Annotated in this window: 18 protein-coding genes; all 18 read left to right on the top strand. The window is 36.4% G+C overall.

Annotation, left to right across the window (positions count from 1 at the left end; all coding sequences use genetic code 11):
• Positions 1-92: 92 nt before the first annotated feature.
• Entirely contained in the window at positions 93-878 is a 786-nt protein-coding gene (locus MB09_RS08955; protein ID WP_084709069.1) for a sulfotransferase family 2 domain-containing protein, read from the top strand.
• Between the two features lie 10 nt (positions 879-888).
• A complete protein-coding gene (locus MB09_RS15465; RefSeq protein WP_052671333.1) occupies positions 889-1758 on the top strand; it encodes a glycosyltransferase family 2 protein in 870 nt (289 codons plus the stop codon).
• 3 nt (positions 1759-1761) lie between these two features.
• The gene (locus MB09_RS08945) at positions 1762-2763 is read left to right on the top strand and encodes a glycosyltransferase family 2 protein (RefSeq protein WP_045080577.1); all 1002 of its coding nucleotides are present in this window, start codon (positions 1762-1764) and stop codon (positions 2761-2763) included.
• Positions 2760-3959 (top strand): glycosyltransferase family 4 protein, encoded by a 1200-nt coding sequence (locus MB09_RS08940; RefSeq protein ID WP_052671332.1) that lies wholly within the window; start codon positions 2760-2762, stop codon positions 3957-3959. Before MB09_RS08945 ends, MB09_RS08940 begins: the two co-directional genes overlap by 4 nt.
• 141 nt (positions 3960-4100) lie before the next feature.
• Entirely contained in the window at positions 4101-5492 is a 1392-nt protein-coding gene (locus MB09_RS08935) for an asparagine synthase-related protein (protein ID WP_045080576.1), read from the top strand.
• Between the two features lie 105 nt (positions 5493-5597).
• A complete protein-coding gene (locus MB09_RS08930) occupies positions 5598-6650 on the top strand; it encodes a glycosyltransferase family 4 protein (protein ID WP_045080575.1) in 1053 nt (350 codons plus the stop codon).
• 4 nt (positions 6651-6654) lie between these two features.
• On the top strand, positions 6655-7506 hold the full coding sequence (locus MB09_RS08925) for a sulfotransferase family protein (protein ID WP_045080574.1): 852 nt from the start codon (positions 6655-6657) through the stop codon (positions 7504-7506).
• 8 nt (positions 7507-7514) lie between these two features.
• Positions 7515-8693, top strand: a complete 1179-nt coding sequence (locus tag MB09_RS08920) for a glycosyltransferase family 4 protein (RefSeq protein WP_045080573.1) — start codon at positions 7515-7517, stop codon at positions 8691-8693.
• Between the two features lie 136 nt (positions 8694-8829).
• Positions 8830-9723, top strand: coding sequence for an FkbM family methyltransferase (locus tag MB09_RS08915; protein ID WP_045080572.1), 894 nt, complete (start codon positions 8830-8832; stop codon positions 9721-9723).
• A 139-nt stretch (positions 9724-9862) separates the two neighbouring features.
• Entirely contained in the window at positions 9863-10921 is a 1059-nt protein-coding gene (locus tag MB09_RS08910; RefSeq protein ID WP_131459873.1) for an exostosin domain-containing protein, read from the top strand.
• Complete coding sequence (locus MB09_RS08905) at positions 10884-12263, top strand: glycosyltransferase family 2 protein (protein ID WP_240484822.1); 1380 nt, start codon at positions 10884-10886, stop codon at positions 12261-12263. The genes MB09_RS08910 and MB09_RS08905 overlap by 38 nt, the downstream gene beginning before the upstream one ends.
• On the top strand, positions 12263-13321 hold the full coding sequence (locus MB09_RS08900; protein ID WP_045080570.1) for a glycosyltransferase family 4 protein: 1059 nt from the start codon (positions 12263-12265) through the stop codon (positions 13319-13321). Before MB09_RS08905 ends, MB09_RS08900 begins: the two co-directional genes overlap by 1 nt.
• On the top strand, positions 13285-14427 hold the full coding sequence (locus MB09_RS08895; RefSeq protein WP_045080569.1) for a glycosyltransferase: 1143 nt from the start codon (positions 13285-13287) through the stop codon (positions 14425-14427). The genes MB09_RS08900 and MB09_RS08895 overlap by 37 nt, the downstream gene beginning before the upstream one ends.
• A 112-nt stretch (positions 14428-14539) precedes the next feature.
• Positions 14540-15742 carry an O-antigen ligase family protein gene (locus MB09_RS16565; RefSeq protein ID WP_084709067.1) on the top strand — a complete coding sequence of 401 codons (1203 nt, stop codon included), beginning with the start codon at positions 14540-14542 and terminating at the stop codon, positions 15740-15742.
• Positions 15743-16693: a glycosyltransferase family 2 protein gene (locus MB09_RS08885; RefSeq protein WP_052671330.1), complete on the top strand. Its 951-nt coding sequence runs from the start codon at positions 15743-15745 to the stop codon at positions 16691-16693.
• 97 nt (positions 16694-16790) lie between these two features.
• Positions 16791-18269 (top strand): hypothetical protein, encoded by a 1479-nt coding sequence (locus MB09_RS08880; protein WP_131459868.1) that lies wholly within the window; start codon positions 16791-16793, stop codon positions 18267-18269.
• 8 nt (positions 18270-18277) lie between these two features.
• Positions 18278-19291 (top strand): glycosyltransferase family 4 protein, encoded by a 1014-nt coding sequence (locus MB09_RS08875; RefSeq protein ID WP_045080566.1) that lies wholly within the window; start codon positions 18278-18280, stop codon positions 19289-19291.
• Between the two features lie 266 nt (positions 19292-19557).
• On the top strand, positions 19558-19797 hold a 240-nt coding region (locus MB09_RS08870; RefSeq protein ID WP_045080565.1), incomplete at its 3' end, for a transposase.

The following is a 19797-nucleotide window of genomic DNA, read 5'->3' as shown; positions in this document are numbered from 1 at the left end:
AATGTAAAATCAATAGGCACTTTTCTAAGAATAGAGATATTATACAGCAGTTTTATAATCTGTTTCTTAGAAGACTTGATATTAAATAAATTATGATATCCCATATCCATAAATGTATATTCATACACATCACAAAATGCGCAGGTAGCAGTGTGGAACATGCCTTTGGGGTGAATGTTCACAAAAATACACCTACAGATTATGAGCATCTTTTTGGGTGGTGTCCACAAAACAAACTTTTTTTGCAACACGCCACTCCCCAACAGCTTTTGGATCTTGGCTATATTAGCCCTGAAGTATGGGCCGCCTATTACAAGTTCATAATTGTCCGAAATCCTTGGAGTCGAGCGTATTCAGATTATTATTGGCTCATTGAAAACTCCAAAATCTACGGTTCATTTGAAGAATATATAAATGGAGAAGGTGGGTTTAAGGAAATAATGCATAAAACTACCAAACGATTTAGAGGCGATCATTTGTATCCACAAATAGATTATTTTTTCATGCATGGAAAAGGAATAAATTATGACCAGATTGTTTATTTTGAAAACTTAAATACGGGTCTTGATTTGGTTACACAGCAGTTAGTTCTGCCAAGAGACTTTTTTACGCATAGGGTGAATACATCTTCCAAAAAACTGGCACATTATTCTTTATTTTACAACAATAAACGAAAAAGGTTGGTGGAGGAGAAATTCAAGAAAGACATATCCTTTTTGAAATATCAGTTTGAGGAAAGAAAAACTGTTATGGATAAAATAAAACTACCATTTAGATATCAATTCCCACCAACTTACAAGTCAAAATTTAAATATAAATATCCAAAGCTCGCAGCATTCTATAAGGGGTTTTCTGGAATTTTAGGCTGGAGGGTATAAACGCATTAAAATGGAAAATTTGGTTTCAGTTATTCTTCCCAGTTACAATCACTCCTTATATTTAAAAGAGCGTTTAACTAGTATTTTCAACCAAACCTATCAAAATTACGAAGTTATTATTTTGGATGATGCATCGACAGACGATAGTCTGTCAATCTTGGATAGTTATAGAAATCATCCGAAAGTCTCCCATTTTATAGTAAATACAGAGAACAGCGGCTCTCCCTTTAAACAGTGGAAAAAAGGATTGGAATTGGCACAAGGCGATTATATGTGGATAGCCGAAAGTGATGACCGCTGTGAACTTAATTTCTTGGAAATGCAGTTGCAGCATCTTAAAAACTGTGATATGAGCGTTGCAAAAACTATTGTGTTTAATGGTGAATTGGTAGGAAAAGAGTTGTCTCATCCCGCTTTTATTAAAGGTGATGAAGCAATTTTGAATAAAGAACTTATTTGGTATTGTCCAGTTCTTAATGTGAGTTCCGCATTATTTCAGAAAATAGACAATCAAAAACTTCACGATTCCAAATTCGCTGACTTTAGGATAATAGGCGATAGAGTTTTTTATCATGAATTTTTTCACGGCAAAAAATTGGTTTTTAATGACAGCACCCTAAGTTATTTTCGGCAGGAATTGAAAAACCTTTCAAATTTAGGCTCCAAAACCTTGAAATACCTTTCTGAATACTTTTGGGAGCATATAGAGTTTATAAATCTGGCCAGCAAAAAAGATAATGCCTTGCAGAAAGCTCGAAAACCATATATCCATCGCTTTTTTAAAAGAGTGCGCGATAGGGTTTCCCGTAAAGATAAATTGTCTGTTGCCTATTTCAAGCTCTATCTTTACTATCGTTTTCAATTGTTGAAATCTAATTGATCTATGAAAATTGCTGTGGTGCTTACCGTAAAAAACGAAAATCGCTTGTTGCGAAACAATCTGCTGTATCATGATGCAATAGGAGTAGACCGAATATTTGTATATTTTGATAACACAACTGACCAAGGAAAAGAATCCATTTCAGATTTTGAATTTGTTACCATTAATGATTCGGTGTCTGCTAAAAAATATGGGCATTTGCACTATTTGGAAAAATTTACTTCCCAAGCAAGAGAGCACCATACCGCACGCCAATGTTTAAATACTTTTGATGCCCAACAACTATGTAAAAAGGAAGGGATTGATTGGCTGATTTCCTTGGATGCGGACGAATTGATATGTACCCATTTTATAAAACCTTCCAATTTGAAGTCATTTTTTAAGGGAATAGCTAAAAATGTTGAGGTAGTGAATTTTAACACACTTGAAGTCCTTCAGCGAAGAGAAAGCTATGGAAATGTTTTTTTGGAAGAAACGCTTTTCAAACAAAACCGGAAGCTGAAGAATGGTCGTCCTATTTATAAAAAGTTGTTTAACCCTTTTACAGAAACCTCGACAAAATTTTCGTGGTGGTATGGGCAGCATTTGGGTAAAGGAGCGATACGAATCGACAGGGAAATAATCCCGCACAATGTGCACAGATTTAAAAGAAAGGACGGTAGTAAGGCGGATACTTTAAATAAGGGCAATATCCTACATTATCACGCTTATGACGCTCTGGATTTTATAAAAAAATTTACAAATTTCAGCGATCATCCTAATACGTTTTTATCAGGTAACAAGGTGGAAAGTATAAAACTTTTGTTGCGTGATATTGTCAATACTTCTGGAATGGATGTTATGGAACTTAAAGAATATTTTAAAGAAAATCTACTTTTTACGGAAGCGGAAGTAAAGGATTTGAAAAAAGAAAAGACTTATTTTTTATTTAAAAAATTGCCTTCTCCATTAACTGAAATAATTTCCGTTCAAAAAGTCTTCAAAAGCCTAATCCTTAAAAAGTGAAAGAATCATTGACCATAGTTCTTTTTGATGGCAGCCTAAAAACCACGCCATTCATAAACAGATTGGCAGAAGGACTGGCAAAAAAACATACCGTTTATATCATTGGCTTCAATGACAGTTTGAAACAAAAAGTAAAAGGAGTGGAATATATGGCTTTGGGTACTACACAAAATGCTTTTAATTTGTTATACCATTCCTTAAAAATTGCACTAATGGCTGTTTTCAAATGGGGTGATTTCAATCATTTTTTTAGAACATTGAAATATATCGTCACTAAAAAGACAGAAAGATTAAAACAGGAAAATTTCAATAAGACACTTCAAGTGATTGCTCCAGATATACTGCATATTCAGTGGCCTTCACTTTTGGGGTTGTGCGCAGATGCAATTGCAAACCCAAAAATAAAGACTGTTTTGAGTCAAAGGGGGTTTCAAAGCAATGTTCGCCCTTTTGTGGATGCTGAAAATTTTTCGGAATTGCAGGATTATTATCCAAAAATAGATGGCTTTCATTCGGTTTCAAAAGAAATTTCAAAGGTTGGCGATAAAATTTTTCATTTGGCAAATAAAATTGATAAAGTTGTTTATTCGGGTTTTGATTTTGAAAAACTGCCGTTTAATTTCAATTATATAAAAAACCAAACCTTAAAATTGCTTTCCATCGGGAGGCCACACTGGGTAAAAGGGTATGAATATGCTTTACGGGCCTGTGCTATTTTAAAGGAGAAAAATATCAGTTTTGAATATACTGTCGTGGGGGGGGAAGGAAATGAGGAGCTGCAGTTTTTGGTTGATGATTTAGGAATAAAGGAATCCGTTCGGTTTACGGAAAGGATTTCCCAAGAAAAAGTTTATGAAATCATGAGACAAAGCGATTTACTACTTTTGCCATCGGTAATAGAAGGCTTGCCAAACATTGCCGTGGAGGCTATGGCCGTGGGCCTTCCGGTTATTTCAACAAAATGTGGTGGCGTAGAGGAATTGATTGTTGACAATGAAACGGGTTGGTTGGTTACTGTGCGAAGCCCGGAAGCAATCGCCAAAGCAATTATTTCCTTTTTATTGGTTTCTGAAGAAGGACTCGAAGATGTTCGTAAATCAGCTCGTAAAACTGTAGAAGCTAAACATAATGAGGCTCAAATGGTTGATGAGATGGAGGATTTGTATTTTGAAGTTCTTTTCTTAAATGGGCGATAAGGTTTTCACCACAAAAACACAGAGGGCACAGAGGGCTTTGTAAACTCTGTGTCTCTGTGGTTAAACTTTTAAAGGATAAGCGTTCAACGTACAAACCCTTAATTTTATATTTTTACCACACCAAAATACGTTCCTCAAGCAGTGACTACAATCAAAACGCCCATAATTCCATCACATCAACAGTTTGCCGAAGTCCATGCATCCCATGAACTCGACAAAAAAGCCATCTGCATCTTTGCCGCCACCGGGTTCTTTTTGGATTCTGATACCTATTGGAAAAACAAAAAAGTATTGCCTACCGCTTCCGATAATATATTGGATGATAACGGTTTCTTAATTGTAAGCAAACCTTGGTTCCAATGGCATTACAGTCCGCGGGATATCAGTTTCGAAGCGGCATTGGAAGAATTTACTGCGCTTTTTGAGCAAATTATTTCGGAACAACATACAGATTCAAATGTAATCCTACCCCTTTCGGGCGGATTGGACAGCCGCACCCAAGCAGTTGCGCTGGCAAAGCTTAAGAAACCCGTTACAGCGTATAGCTATTCCTTTAAAGGTGGTTTTTCGGAAAGTGGGATCGGTAAGAGAATTGCGAAGGCATGTGGCTTTGATTTTAAGGAGTTTATTATTAAACCAGGATATCTTTGGCCAAAACTGGAAGCACTGGCTTCCATAAACCAATGTTATTCCGATTTTACGCATCCCCGGCAAATGGCGGTTTTGGAAGAATTTAAAAAAATGGAAGGCCTGTTTTCCCTGGGGCATTGGGGCGATGTCTTGTTTGACCGGGGAGCTCCCGAAGGGACAAGAGAAGAAGATCTGTTGGATATTATTATCAAGAAAATTGTCAAAAAAGGCGGGATGGAACTCGCCACCGCCCTTTGGCAGGAGTGGGAGTTGGAAGGAGATTTTGAAAGCTATTTCCGTGAACGGATTGCCTCTTTACTAAATAAAATTAAAATAGCTAATCCCAGTGCAAAACTCCGCGCCTTTAAAAGTCTATATTGGGCGCCACGATGGACCTCGGTCAACCTTTCCGTCTTTGAGGCCGCACACCCTATAAACTTACCCTATTATGACGATAGGATGTGCAAATTTATCTGTACCGTTCCGGAGGAATATCTGGCAGATAGGAAGCTACAAATAGCTTATATTAAACAACAAAATCCGGCTTTGGCCAAGATTACGTGGCAAGATCATAGGCCCTATAATTTATATACATTTGAAAGGAATAAATCCCCACACAATCTGCCATACAGAATTGGCAATAAATTGAAACGGGAGGTGAGAGGTAAATTGGGCAAACCCTACATACAACGCAATTGGGAACTCCAGTTTCTTGGTATGGAAAACGACGAAAAGTTGCAGGAACGGCTTTTTGGACAAAACTTGCATCCTTTTTTATCTAAACCGCTAATTGCGCGCTTTTATAATAACTTTAAAGCGGTTGACGCGGTGAAATATTCGCATCCATTGAGTATGTTGCTTACTTTGGCGATGTGGAATGATTGCCTCAGACGTGAGAATTAAGATGTGAGACAAGAGATGTGAGTTGTGATTATTGAGAGTTCGTTCTATGTAGAGTTGAATGTTTTGGTTAAGTTTGAAAATAATCTTTGAACCCTAAATTTAAGAATGGGTAAACGCATAAAAATTTTATATACCATTCCCAACTTCAAGACTGCGGGCAGTCAGTATGTTTTGTTGTCACTTTACAATAAAATTGATAAAACGCTTTTTGACCCCTATGTGTGCGTTGAAAAATTTTCCGAGACCATACCCGATGCAATTCCTATGGATCGTCGTCTTGTCTTTGAATTTACTGGAAATCACAAAATTGATTTAATTGGTTTACGTAAAATTTTAATGGAAAATAATATAGACGTGCTCCATTCTTGGGATTATAAATCAAATTATTTGGAGCCACTTGCGTGCAGATTTTCGAGTGCGAAATATTTATATACCAAAAAGAACAACGCTTGGTCCAAAAGATGGAAGCTTAAAAGTGTATTATCCCATCATATTGCTTACGATAATCCCGAGATGAAAAAGCGTTTTTTTGATTCATTTTTATTTCGAAAAAAAATCACTTTTGTTCCCCACGGAGTTGATGTGGAGATATTTAAACCCAGGGATAGAAAGGTGCGCCAAACCTTTAATATTGGATGCATCGGAAATATTGGAGCGAACAAAAACCAATTGTTTATAATTGAAGGCTTAAAAGATCTTCCGGAAAATGTGGTTTTGCACCTGTATGGAAATGAAGAGGAAGAATATAGAAAGCTTTTGGAGGAAAAGATTTTTAAACACAATTTAAAAAGTCGCATCCACTTTCATGGATTTGTTGAAAACAAAAAACTTCCTGAAGTTTTTGGAAATTTGGATGTATTTGTGCTTGCTTCCTTTCAGGAAGGAATGCCCGTTTCCATTTTGGAAGCCTTGGCTTGCGGAATTCCTGTATTGAGTTCAGACTCGGGTGGGGCTGCAAAATATTTATTGGATTCAGATCGTATCTTTTCTTTAAAAGACACAGACGAATTGGTTCTGAAAATATTGGAAATTTATCATTTGGATGTAAAGGGAAAAAAAAATATGACGGCCAAAGAGGTTCAAAATATTGCAGAAAATCATTCTCTGGATAAGGAAGTAAGGGCCTATGAAAGATTATATAAAAAATTGGTAAAATAAATTAGTGAAGCGCTTCAACAAACATATAATCATTACAGGTTCGGCCAGAAGCGGAACCAGTTGGTTGAGTGAAGTAATTGCACGGCAATTTCGGTACAGGATGCTTTTTGAGCCCGAACACGAATTCAATACGGATAAAGGAAAGCTGCTCTGCGATCGATGGATAAGAAGAAAAGAAGATGCCCCCGAGGCGCATCAATATTTAAACAAAGTTTTCAGCAATCGTGTGGACAGTGATTGGATTGGGCAGGTGAGCAATCGAAAATACAAAATGCACCTTTGGCCATTTATCCCCAAAAAATACATCATCAAATTTGTACGGGCCAATCTTTCTGCGAAATATATGAATGAAATGTTTAAAATTCCACTCATTCATATCATCAGGAATCCGTATGATGTTATCGCTTCCCAACATCGCGTAAAATTTCCATGGTTGTATAATTTGGGGCATTTTAAAAATCAGAACGAATTGGTGCAGACTCTAAAGAAAGAATTTGACTATGATCTTATAAAAGATACTAGAAACATTTCGTCAATAGAAACCTTAACTGTGCGATGGTGTATTGAAAATGTATTGCCCTTGCAAATTTGGCAGCCTTATCAACATAAACACCGGGTTTTAAAACATGAGGATTTGAGAAATAATATTCAAATTTTTTTGGACCTATGTAACGATTTTGATATAGAGCCCCTGCCTAATATTCAAATGGAATACGAGAGACCCTCTTCAAAAACACATCCCAAAAGTACTGTTATCACTAGCGATGCAAAAGAGTTAAGTTTTACAATTCCTGAATTGGAGAATATAAATAAATTGCTGGATAGATTTAATTGTGATCTTTACCCGCGTAAATAATAAAGAACATGCACATCGGCCTCGTCCTCTCCCAAACCCCTGGTTATTCCGAAACCTTTTTTAATTCCAAGATTAAGGGGCTTCGGGAGCATGGAATGGACGTCCGTTTGTATTGCCAGGGCAAAAAAGACGATTTTAACCTTTGCCCTGTTATCCTTAGTCCACGGGTAAGCCGCAATCCGTTTTTTCAGTCTTGGTATTTCTTAAAGGAAGTTGTATTGCTCTTACCACATTTACCCGCCGTAATCCGCTATATAAAGCTGGAACGGAAAGAGGGCACTGGTGTTCTCCAACTTTTTAAAAAGACATATCTCAACGCGCATTTATTAAAAGCCAAATTGGACTGGTTGCACTTTGGTTTTGCCACCATGGCTTTGGGCAGCGAGACGGTGGCAAAGGCTATTGAAGCGAAAATGGCGGTGAGCTTTCGGGGGTTTGATATTGCCGTTTATCCAGTGAAGCAACCAGATTGTTATAGAATGCTATGGAAATATTTGGATAAAGGGCATACCATATCCAATGATCTACTGGTATTGGCAAAAAAGCATGGCCTGCCAGAGGATATTCCTATTGAAAAAATTACCCCTGCCATTGATGTCAATTTATTTAAATCTGATTCTCAGATTGTGAATGCAAAGGAGTTAGTTTTTATGACCACCGGTCGTTTGCATTGGAAAAAAGGCTTTGTACAGACTGTTGAAGCTTTGGCGATTTTAAAAGCACAAGGCTTGAAGTTTACTTATAAAATTATAGGAGAGGGTCCCGAATACGAACGTATTGCCTTCGGTGCCTATCAATTGGGTTTAAAGAATGAAATTCTGTTTTTGGGGAAACTGCCCCATCATCAAGTAAAGAAAGAATTGGAGAGTGCAAGTATATATATCCAATACAGCATACAGGAAGGATTTTGTAATGCCGTATTGGAGGCACAGGCCATGGGCAAACTCTGTATAGTAAGTAATGCCGAGGGCCTTTCGGAAAATGTTTTACACGGGAAAACGGGATGGGTAGTACCCAAATACAAACCCCAGTTACTGGCCGAGACAATAAACAGAGTATTGGGCTTAAATAGTGAAGAAAGGAAAACCATTACCGAATACGCGCAAAAACGAGTAAAGGAAGAGTTCAACATAGAAAAACAGCAGTCCGAATTTATAAGATTTTACAAAACAAAAACCCCCGTTTGAAACCTGTGCTGAGCGAGGTGGAAGTAAGGAGTTTAGGGGGACATTGGAAAAATGAATTTCAGATGCTCACCTTTTTCAATAAAAGATTCCAATGGAAAAATTGTGATAGTTAATCAACATTAAATTAAGCTCATCGGTGAATATTTATAAGAAAGTAAAACGAAGGTTAATTCAATTTAAGGAACATCCTTTAACAAAGGATAGACCTTATGTTGCTTTGTGGAGATATATATTTTTTAATTTAAAGAATAGGCTTTTCCGTGAGCAAATAATCGATTGGATAGGAAACCTTAAATTTTATGCGCGTAAAGGAGATGCAGGCTTAGTTGGAAATATTTATTACGGGGTTTATGAATTTGAAGAGTCTATATTCTTGCTTCATTTTCTAAAAGAAGGAGATGTTTTTTTGGATGCTGGTGCCAATTTGGGTCATTATTCATTATTGTTATCCGGGATGAAGAAATGTAGAAGTATAGCTGTGGAACCAATTCCTGCAACATACAATCAATTGGTAAGGAATATTAAATTAAACAAATTGGAGAGCCTTATCGAATCATACAATTTTGGTGTTGCTGAAAATGAAGGAAGGCTAAATTTTTCAACAGACCGCAATACGATGGATAGAATTGTTGCCGAGACCTATAAAAATTCGATTCAAGTTTCCGTTTCCACAATAGACGCTATTATCAAAAATGATGTACCTATAGCCCTCAAAATAGATGTGGAAGGATATGAATACTTTGCACTGCAAGGAGCGGGACAGTTACTCGAATCACCAGATTTGAAAGTAGTGGTTTTAGAACTCAACGGCTCAGGAAAAAAATATGAAGTAGAAGACGTAGAGGTATTTCAAATGCTATTGGAAAAAGGCTTTAAGCCTATGGAATATGATTTTACACAACGCACACTAATCGAATTGAAAAATTTTAACACCCATAAATTTAATACAGTTTTTGTTAGGGATTTTCAATTTGTCGCCAAACGAATATTGAAAAGTGAAAAGATTCAAATTAGAAACAAAAAATTTTAAGTCAATATTATAGAATATTTCCCCACAAAGTTCATAACGGGATACACAAAATACCTAGGGAATTTCTTTGTGCCCTTTGTGCCTTCTTAATGTTCTTTGTGGTTAAAAAAAGAAGCATTCTAATATAGCAGCAGAAACATTGAAACTATACTACCCAAAATCACACTACAGCAAAGCCCATCGCGGCCTGCTCTTTCCATTATTGAAGCCCTTCCTTAAAGCAGAGGGATACGCCGATGCAGAGCGCATTGTTACCTATGGGGTTTCCGAAATGGATTTCGAGTTTACCGATCTTTTACAAGAGGCCGATTTGGTAATTTTAACCATGGCTTGGAACTATTACGTAAAAACAAAGCAAGAAAGTCTCGCAATTACTTTTGTAAATGAATGTGGAGCCCTAAATAAAAAAGTGATTGCCTTTAACGCGGGCGACTTTGGAGTGCAGATTCCTTATTACGGAAATCTGATTGTACTTCGTCCCAGCGGTTATAAATCTAAATTTACCAACAACGAATACGCACTTCCAGCTTTTATTGCTGATCCTTTAAAGAAGTATTTTGAGACTGATAAAATTTTTGAAAGACCCTATCAAACGAAAGCCATTGTTGGTTTTTGCGGACAAGCTAATCCTTCTGCTTTCAATGCCGCAAAAGAGGTTTTCAAAACATCCTTACGAAATTTAAAAAGCTTTATTGGGAAGTCAAAAGACGAAGCCCAGCAACTGCTATCTACATCTTTTTTAAGAGCTTCGGTACTTCAAACTTTACAAAACTCGAAGGATATTCAAACCAATTTTATACTTCGAAAAAAATATAGGGCAGGAATTACGGAACATAAAGACATCCATAGCACTACCTTGGAATTTTATAACAACCTAAAGGATTCCGATTATGTGGTCTGTGTTCGCGGAGCAGGTAATTTCTCCGTCCGTTTTTATGAAACATTGGCTATGGGAAGGATTCCTGTATTTATTAATACAGATTGTGCATTGCCACTTGACAAAATTATTGATTGGAAGAAGCATGTGGTATGGATTGAATACCAAGAACGTAAACAAGTAGTAGAAAAAGTGAAAAAATTTCATAAAACTTTGACTGATGAGGAATTTAGAGCATTACAAATTTCCAATAGAACAATTTGGATGGAGAAACTTTCGATGAATGGATTTTTTAACCATTTTTTCAATGCAATTACTTAATAAAGAGAAAATGCCTTTTTCATTTCTTAAATATCTACAACCAACACATTACTTTCAATTATTTAGAAAAAATGGAACTTCTATTTTTCCAATAACTGGAGAACTTCCAAAGGAGTTCCTTGAACAATTGGAAGAAGAGCGAAATTTCAAAAGCACAAAAGCCATAGAGTATGACTTGTCTTGGCAAGCACTTCAAAAAGGATATATCGGAAATACCGCAACTTATACTTCTTTTCAAAGGCTCCCCTTAGTCGATGAATATACTTTTCTCCGAAAATATTTCCACCCCGGTTGGGTTTTTTATGTACTGTTATTGCGAATTTTATCTTTCAAAAATCCATTCAATGAACTAACTGCCTGGTATAATAGTAGTGACGTAAATAGAAGCAGTTACCAACGGGAACCTATTCGTTACAACAATTGGACTACGTTTAAAGCAACACTTGTCGATAAGAATCCATTAATAAGTATTGTTGTTCCAACTCTTAATAGATATCCATATTTAAAAGATGTACTCAATGATTTAGAGAAGCAGAACTATAAAAATTTTGAAGTAATCATCGTGGATCAATCAACTCCTTTCCGAGAAGATTTTTACAAAAATTTTAATCTGAATATTAAACTTGTTTACCAAACTGAACGCGCACTTTGGCAAGCACGAAACCATGCAATTAAAATTTCAAAAGGGACATATATCCTTCTTTTTGATGATGACAGTAGGGTAAAATCGGACTGGATTACAAATCATTTAAGATGTCTCGATTTCTTTAAAGCAGATATTTCTTCCGGCGTTTCAATTTCAGTGGTGGGAGCTGAAGTTCCTTTAAACTATTCCTTCTTTCGAATTTCTGATCAAATTGATACTGGGAATGTATTATTAAAAAAGAGGGTTTTTCGAGAAATCGGTCTTTTTGATAGGCAGTTCGAAAAGCAGCGTATGGGTGATGGAGAGTATGGGTTGCGGGCTTACTTAAACGGATATATTAATGTTTCTAATCCGTTTGCGGATAGGATTCATTTAAAAGTCGGATCTGGAGGACTAAGAGAGATGGGTAGTTGGGACGGCTTTAGACCAAAAAAATGGTTTGGCCCTCGTCCTGTACCCAGTGTTCTTTATCAGTTTAGAAAATACTATGGAACAAAAGCCTCTATACTTTCAATTATGAAATTTTTACCCCCCTCAATAGTTCCATATCATCTAAAAAAAAGCAGAACGGGGTTAATCTTGGGATTTGTATTGAGCATTTTAATATTACCATTGATTTTATTTCAAGTAGTCAAATCCTGGCAATTGGCATCAAAAAAATTAAAAGAGGGCGCATTAATTGAAAAATTATATTGATGAAAGTACTTCAGATTATTGACAAATTAGACGTTGGTGGAGCCGAAAGGGTTTTGATTAATCTTTCAAATATCTTATTTGAAAATAATATGGACGTAAGTGTCCTTTGTTTATTAAATAAATCTGAACTGGACAGCGAACTACATTCGGCCATACCAATATATTATTTGGGAAGAAAAAATAAATTCAACCCTTTTATGATAAACAAGCTCTACCATCTTTTACAAAAATTTGATATCGTCCATATACATTCAAGGCATATCCTTAGGTATGTGGGGCTTTTATTGTTTTTGCCAAAAGTATATAGATCGTTCCGGGTGGTTTACCACGACCATTCTTTATTAGAATTGGAGGCTAATTTTAAAGAGAAAGGGTATTTGCTTAGATTAATCCGAAAAGTAGATGCCACAATTGTTGTTTCAGAAGAACAAAAATATTTTTTCCCTAAGGGAATCCCCATTTCTTTATTAGAAAATATTGTAAGAAGCTCAAAATTGCGAGTTGACTTACAACCCAATAGAAAAAAATTGGTGGCAATAGGAAATTTTAGGAGAATAAAAAATTATTCTTTTCTTTTTGAAATTCTTGAGAGACTTCCACCGGAATATTCCTGCGACATATATGTAAATTCAATCGAGAAGTCATATTTTTTAGAAAACAAAAACGTAATCCAAATGTTGGTAGATGAAAATAAACTTCAAATTATCCAAGGAGAGCTCGACATTCAGAGTCAATTGATAAATTATTCCTTGGCAATACATCCCTCTCTGTCCGAATCAGGACCTTTAGCAGCAGTAGAATGTCTGAGCGTTGGGTTACCTATTCTTATTTATAATACTGGAGCCGTAGCAAAACGCATTATAGAAAAAATACCCGAACTTGTTAAACATGATAATAATTGTGAACATTGGGTCCAATCAATTGTTCAATATCACAAGGATTTTAATATTATGAATACCTACAGCAGTGAGTTATATCAATTATATTTGGAGACTTATTCTGAAGAAAATTACTTTAAAAAATGTCTGAAAATTTACAACCGTATTTTAAGCTCTTAGTTATCTCCGACACGGGAATATTTCGAGAGAAAGAAGACTTTTATGGTTTTGGACCCGTAGTGAAAGAGCTTGAAGAACTTGAGTTTTTTAAGAAGATTATTTGGATAGGTTTTAATAGACCAGACCAAAAAGGGAATAGGGCGTATATGAAAATTGTAGATAAACGAATTGAAATAAAAACCCTTAAAAATACGGGAGGAAAGGGAATTCGTAATAAATTGGATATTTTAATCCAATATCCACAATATTTTTGGATTCTATATAAGGAAATACTTAAAGCTGAATTTATCCATTCAAGGGCGCCATCCAATCCTGCCATAATTGCTATGTTTCTCTCCCTTTTTTTTCCCAAAAAAAAATTTTGGTTTAAATATGCAGGCGATTGGAAAGGAGCTTCATCATTGTCTTACAAGCTACAGCGAAAATGGCTTCAAAATTTAAACAATAATGCGATAGTGACAGTCAATGGCATCTGGCCTGACCAGCCCAATAATATAAAAGCTTTTGAAAATCCGTGCATAGATGAAAAGGATAGGAGAGATGGTAAAATGGTAGTATGTCAAAAGAAATTATCCTCAACAATTAATTATTGTTTTGTGGGAGGGTTGAATTCGAACAAAGGTTGTTTGTTACTTATTAAGGCATTGCTGGCTATGGACCTTCACCAGAATTTGGCAAAACTCCATATTGTGGGAGAGGGAAATTTGAGACAAGAGCTGGAAAACCTAGCTGATAAATTGAAAATTTCCGTATTTTTTCACGGAGCTATATCCAAAGAAGAGTTAGTAAAAATTTATGAGATTTGTCATTTTATAATTTTGCCCTCGCAAAGTGAAGGTTTTCCAAAAGTTATCGGTGAGGCGATGAATTTTGGTTGTATTCCAATTCTCTCGAACATTTCTTGCATAGACCAATATATCGAACATGGTCGAAACGGTTTTTTATTAGATAGTATTGATGTTGCCGGCATAACGAAAAGTTTATATGCGAGTTTTAAAGTGACGGCAGAAAAATTTGACGCTATGATAAATATAAATTATCAGCTTGCGGTAAAATTTACATACCAAAATTATAGAGATAGAATTTTTAGTGAAATTTTCAGATAAAAAATAGATTATCCGGAGAAATAGGAAAATATTGGAGAAATTGACAGGAAAGCCCTTTTTTAGATTGGTGCTGTGGCTTTTGATATTTAGTTATTTCTATAATTTGCCTGTAATGTATTATTCTCTAAAGGGAGATAATGAATTGCGACTATATGATTTTCTAGGAGTTTTTTTCTTCTATCAATATTTTATCAATTATCGAATTATTTCACAAGAAATATCTAATGTGATATTTTTTCGACGATTTCATTATTTTTTGATGTATTGTAGTTTTTCTATTTTACTTACATTATTTTTTTCAATTCTAAAAAATAGGATTATGTGGTTTGTCCAAAGTTTTTTATACCTCTATCATATGTGGGTATTTTTCTTAGGGGCAGTTTTTTTATATTATCACTTAAGTTCGATTAAACGTTATCGAAATATTTTATTGTTTATAATATTATTGATTATTGCAGTAGGCATAGTGGTTATTCTTCAAAATATTGGGATAATACCTTTCTTATGGAGTAGACTGTATGAAATTTCTTATCACGGATTTCTATCTGGCACCTTGGGACCCAATAAGATAGTTTTGGGTATGACTATGCTGATTTCGTTTATATTTTTAATAGGTTTGAATAGTGAGAAAAAGATTAAAACTAATAAAATACTGCTCTATACAGGCATAGGTTTGGCAGCTATTTGTATTCTCCTCAGTGGCTCGCGTACAAGTTATGTGGGTGCAATTTTTTTCTTGTTATATTTTTTTCTTACAAAAACTGGTCATTTCGTGATTTTTGGGATAATAGGTGGCATTTTATTTTTGATTTTAATAAATTCTAGTTCAATTGTGATGGATCGTATCTCAGCTACCTTGGAAGATAGGGTGGCATATGCTATAGACGGTCCAGAAGACCTAACTAGTTACGAGGATTTTACGGGTGTTTATGATGAACTTGGTGCTGGCAGGGCAGAATTACATATGATGTATGTAAAGTATTTACTCAATAACCCTTTTATAATTCCTTTTGGGAGAGGATTTAATAATAGATTGGGAGTTGGCTCCTCCGCTCATAACCTGTATCTATCGCTCATTAACGAAGTGGGCTTGGTGGGCCTGATACTTTTCTTGCGGTGGATGTTTTCCTTTATGGTAATCGTAAAAAGAAAAATGCCCGGCTTTCAGCTCGCTCTAAATGGTTTGATAATTGCGCTTTTGATAACCCTTTATTTTGGAGAGCATTTATATGTTTATAGACCATTATTTGGTATTTTAGGCCTTTTTATGGCTATAACTGTATTGCTCACCATACCGTTAAGAAAATCAACCTAAATGGCATCCCAACTAAATGTTACAGGAATAGTAATTCCATATTACAATGCTGCAGCCCAAATTCAACTTGTGGTTCAAAAAGCATTAGTGTATTCCAATTTTATTGTGATTATAAATGATAAAAGCCCCCAACCACTTCCAGCAGTTTTTAATTCTATTCCTCAAATTATCATAATTGAAAACTCAGAGAATCTTGGGGTGGGAGGTGCTACAAAACGAGGTTTTGAATATCTGCAACAGTTAGAAAATATCAAAGTAGTTATTAAACTAGATGCCGATGACCAAATGGATACTTCTTATATACCTAAAATGATTGACGCTATTTTATCAGGAGAATCTCAGTTTGTAAAAGGAAACCGTTTTCGCGATTTTAAGGCCTTGAAGGAAATGCCTGCGCTACGACGCTTTGGAAATCTCTGGCTCTCCTTTTTAAGCAAGGCCGCAACGGGCTACTGGAACTGTTTTGATTTCAACAACGGTTTTTTTGCAATAGATTCCGAAAGCCTGAAAATGATTGACACAACATCACTTTCCAACAACTATTACTTTGAAACCTCGCTTATAGCGGCCCTTTATCATCAAAAGGCAAGTATCGAGGAAATCGCCATGCCCGCAATTTATGGCGATGAAAAATCGAATATGAATCTTTTTAAAATGCCGCTCCACTTTTCCTTAAATCTGCTTAAAACCTTTTTTGACCGCATTTGGAAAAGCTATTTTGTGTACGATTTTAATATCGGGACAATCTATCTTCTCTTCGGTTTCCCGTTATTTTTGGGAGGTGTTGTGTTTGGTGGATATAATTGGTACCACTACTCCAGCGCAAACCAATTTACCCCACTCGGAACCATCATGATCAGTGCGTTACTGATAATTTTGGGGTTTCAGCTTATATTACAGGCTATACAATTTGATATATTCCGAACCCCAAAGAGTTTTGAAAATGGCTAAAAAGCATATTTTTTTAGTGTTGTCGTTAAACTTTTTGATAGCTACTTCTTTCTTTGTCAAAAATATCGGGGTCGGTTATTCCCAATTGTCCTCCGATATGCAGAATATAGTACCCATGTGTATGAAACTGGACAATCCGGAACTATATCCCAACGACTTATTTTTGACTGACACAACCAATTTTAAATTCTACACTCCATTCTTTATAGAGACCTTAAGGGTGTTTGCCGGTTTTACAGATGGAAACTACGTGCAGGTCTCAAACATCTTACTGTTCATTTCAAGCCTGATGTTCGGCATTTGCTGGTTCTTCCTGCTCTTTAAGTTATTCAGGAATAAATTTTGGATCGCACTCCTTATTTCAATTTTAATGCGGGGCATCGTATGGCTGCCCGCGGGCGAAATTTGGGGCATTTCAGATTTATGGACCATAATGCCGCGAACGCTGTATATCGCTTTAATGCCAATTCCCTTTTTAGTATTGTTTCAAAGGAAAAATTTACATTTTTATGCCGCCAGCATTCTCATAGGCCTTATTTTTAATTTTCACCCAATTTCAGGTTTGGGCGGAATCCTTATATTTTTTATGGTGGTGTGCTGTGGGTGTTATTTTAAATATGCCAAATGTAGCTTTAAGCAAATAAGTTTAGGCGTTCTATTGGTTATCACGGGGATGCTTCCCTTTGTTGTAACGTATTTTGGAAAAACCGATACCGCGGTTTTTTATGACCTTCAAGCCTACGGGGCGGCATTTGATGCGAAAATAGCATCCCATTATCAAGAAGTGTATCTGGTCTTTAAATCATGGCTGAAAACAAAATTCTTATTTTTCTTGGTTCCTCTTGTGGTTTTTATTTTCTACGGATTTTCTAAGTCCAATACTTATGGAAAAGAAGCCGCAATACTGTTGGTTTTAACAGGAGCAATATTTTTTCTGCCCGTTTTGAGCATATATGTAGAACAGGCATTAAACAAGGGTTTGGGCATAAATTTAAGGATGTCTTTCCAACTGGTACGTATCCAAAAAATGGTTGTTCTGCCAGCATATCTGGCAATGGGATATTTGTTGGTACTGCTCGTTGATAAGCACATAATCGACGAACAGCTTATTTCTTATGGCTTTGCAAGCTACTTGCTAATCTTGACAATTTCCCATTCGCCATTTTTTAACAAGGTTCCCTTAATTGGTGATGACATTAGCCGTTCCATTGTTCCTAATTTCTCTGAGGTCTTTAAACCCCTATCGGAACGGAAAACAGATTTTGATAAAATGGCAAATTATATCAAGGAAAATACACCTGTTGCTGCCGTATTTTATAAAAACTACTATTTGCGCACCGCTGCCCAGCGTTCGGTTCGGTTTGATAGTAAGGGGGCAAACATTTTGGTTGAAGGCAATCCGCAAAAACTCATCGAATGGCATCGGGACCGCTTCTATTTAAAAGCGGCCTCTGAGGCAGAAAGGTTAAGGTATTTAAAAGAAAGAGGGGTTGATTACATGCTTTTAAATGAAGAAACAGATGCTTTGCGATTAGAAAAGAAAATAGGAAACCAGTTTCTATATACGCTTCAATAACTATTTACTTGAAAAAAATCCTCTACATAGGAAATAAACTGGCCGTCCATGGCAAGAACCCTACGGCCATAGATCGACTTCCGGCAAAATTGGAGGCGGAGGGCTATACCGTGATAACAGCTTCCTCAAAGCGCAATAAGCTATTTCGGTTATGGGACATGATAATTACCACCATTAAAAACAGAAAGCGGGTAACAATGGTTTTGATCGATACCTACAGTACCCAAAATTTTTATTATGCGGTAATTGTTGCCAGTTTGTGCAGACTGTTCACCTTGCCCTATATCCCCGTCCTTCACGGTGGAAACCTGCCTATCCGGTTAAAGCCGAGCAACGGCTTGAGCGATACCCTCTTTGGAAAGGCACATATAAATGTTGCCCCTTCAGAATATCTGCTCCATCAATTTAGGGACGCAGGCTTTCACAACATTATTTGCATCCCGAATGCCATAGAAATAAAGAACTATCCGTTTAAGACCAGACCCTCCATCACCCCAAAGCTATTATGGGTGCGTTCCTTTTCGGAACTATACAATCCATTGATGGCTTTGGAGATAGTTGAAATGCTAAAAAGGAAAGGGATGGATGTTTCCCTCTGTATGGTGGGCCCCGACAAGGACGGTTCCCTTCAGCGCTGCCAAAAAATTGCGGCAGAACTGCAGCTGCCCATTACCTTTACCGGCATGTTGAAGAAAAAGGAATGGATAGCGCTGTCAAAGGATTTTGACATTTTTATAAATACCACCAATTTCGACAATATGCCCCTAAGCGTAATGGAAGCGATGGCTTTGGGAATGCCCGTGGTTACTACAAATGTGGGCGGTTTGCCTTTTTTGATTGAAAATAATGTCAACGGCCTTTTAGTCCCTCCAAACAATCCAGAGGCTTTTGTAAACGCTATCGAGGCCATTTGCTCAAATGATGTAAAGGCACGGGAGCTGGCAAAAAATGCCCGCCTCAAAACGGAAGGGTTTGATTGGGAAAAAGTAAAACAGCGTTGGATAAAACTTTTGAACGATTGAAATTTAAGTAAATTTGAAAATTGGTGGTAGTAGTTAGTTTGAAGTATATGAGGTTCTATTTGCAAACTTCATTCAGTTTTAACCACCAAGGAACGCTAAGAAGGCACAAAGTTCACAGAGTTTCTTTGCGTTCTTTGAAACCAGAAACCAGAAACCAGAAACCAGAAACAAGAAACAAGAAACAAGAAACAAGAAACCAGAAACCAGAAACTGTCGGGTACTGAAATAAGTTGACCGTTTTACGGAGTTTAAACCAACTTATTATTATGGCGAAAGTAGAAGATTTTAGCAATAAATCGTCCCAGCGTGTAAATCGTTATTTTAGCGAGAGCTTTAAGCGCAAAAAAGTAAGAGAGATTGAGAAGAACGTTTCTACCGTCCTGGAGGTCAGCAGGGAATATGAAGTTTCCACTACGGCAGTATACAAATGGCTCGATAAATACTCGCACAACCGCAAACGAGGCGTAAAACAAGTTGTAGAACTAATGAGCGATACCCGAAAAATA

This window comes from Aequorivita vladivostokensis, assembly GCF_000952855.1.
GTDB lineage: Bacteria > Bacteroidota > Bacteroidia > Flavobacteriales > Flavobacteriaceae > Aequorivita > Aequorivita vladivostokensis.
Note: the sequence above shows the minus strand (reverse complement) of the source record. Positions and strands in the feature narration are given on the sequence as shown.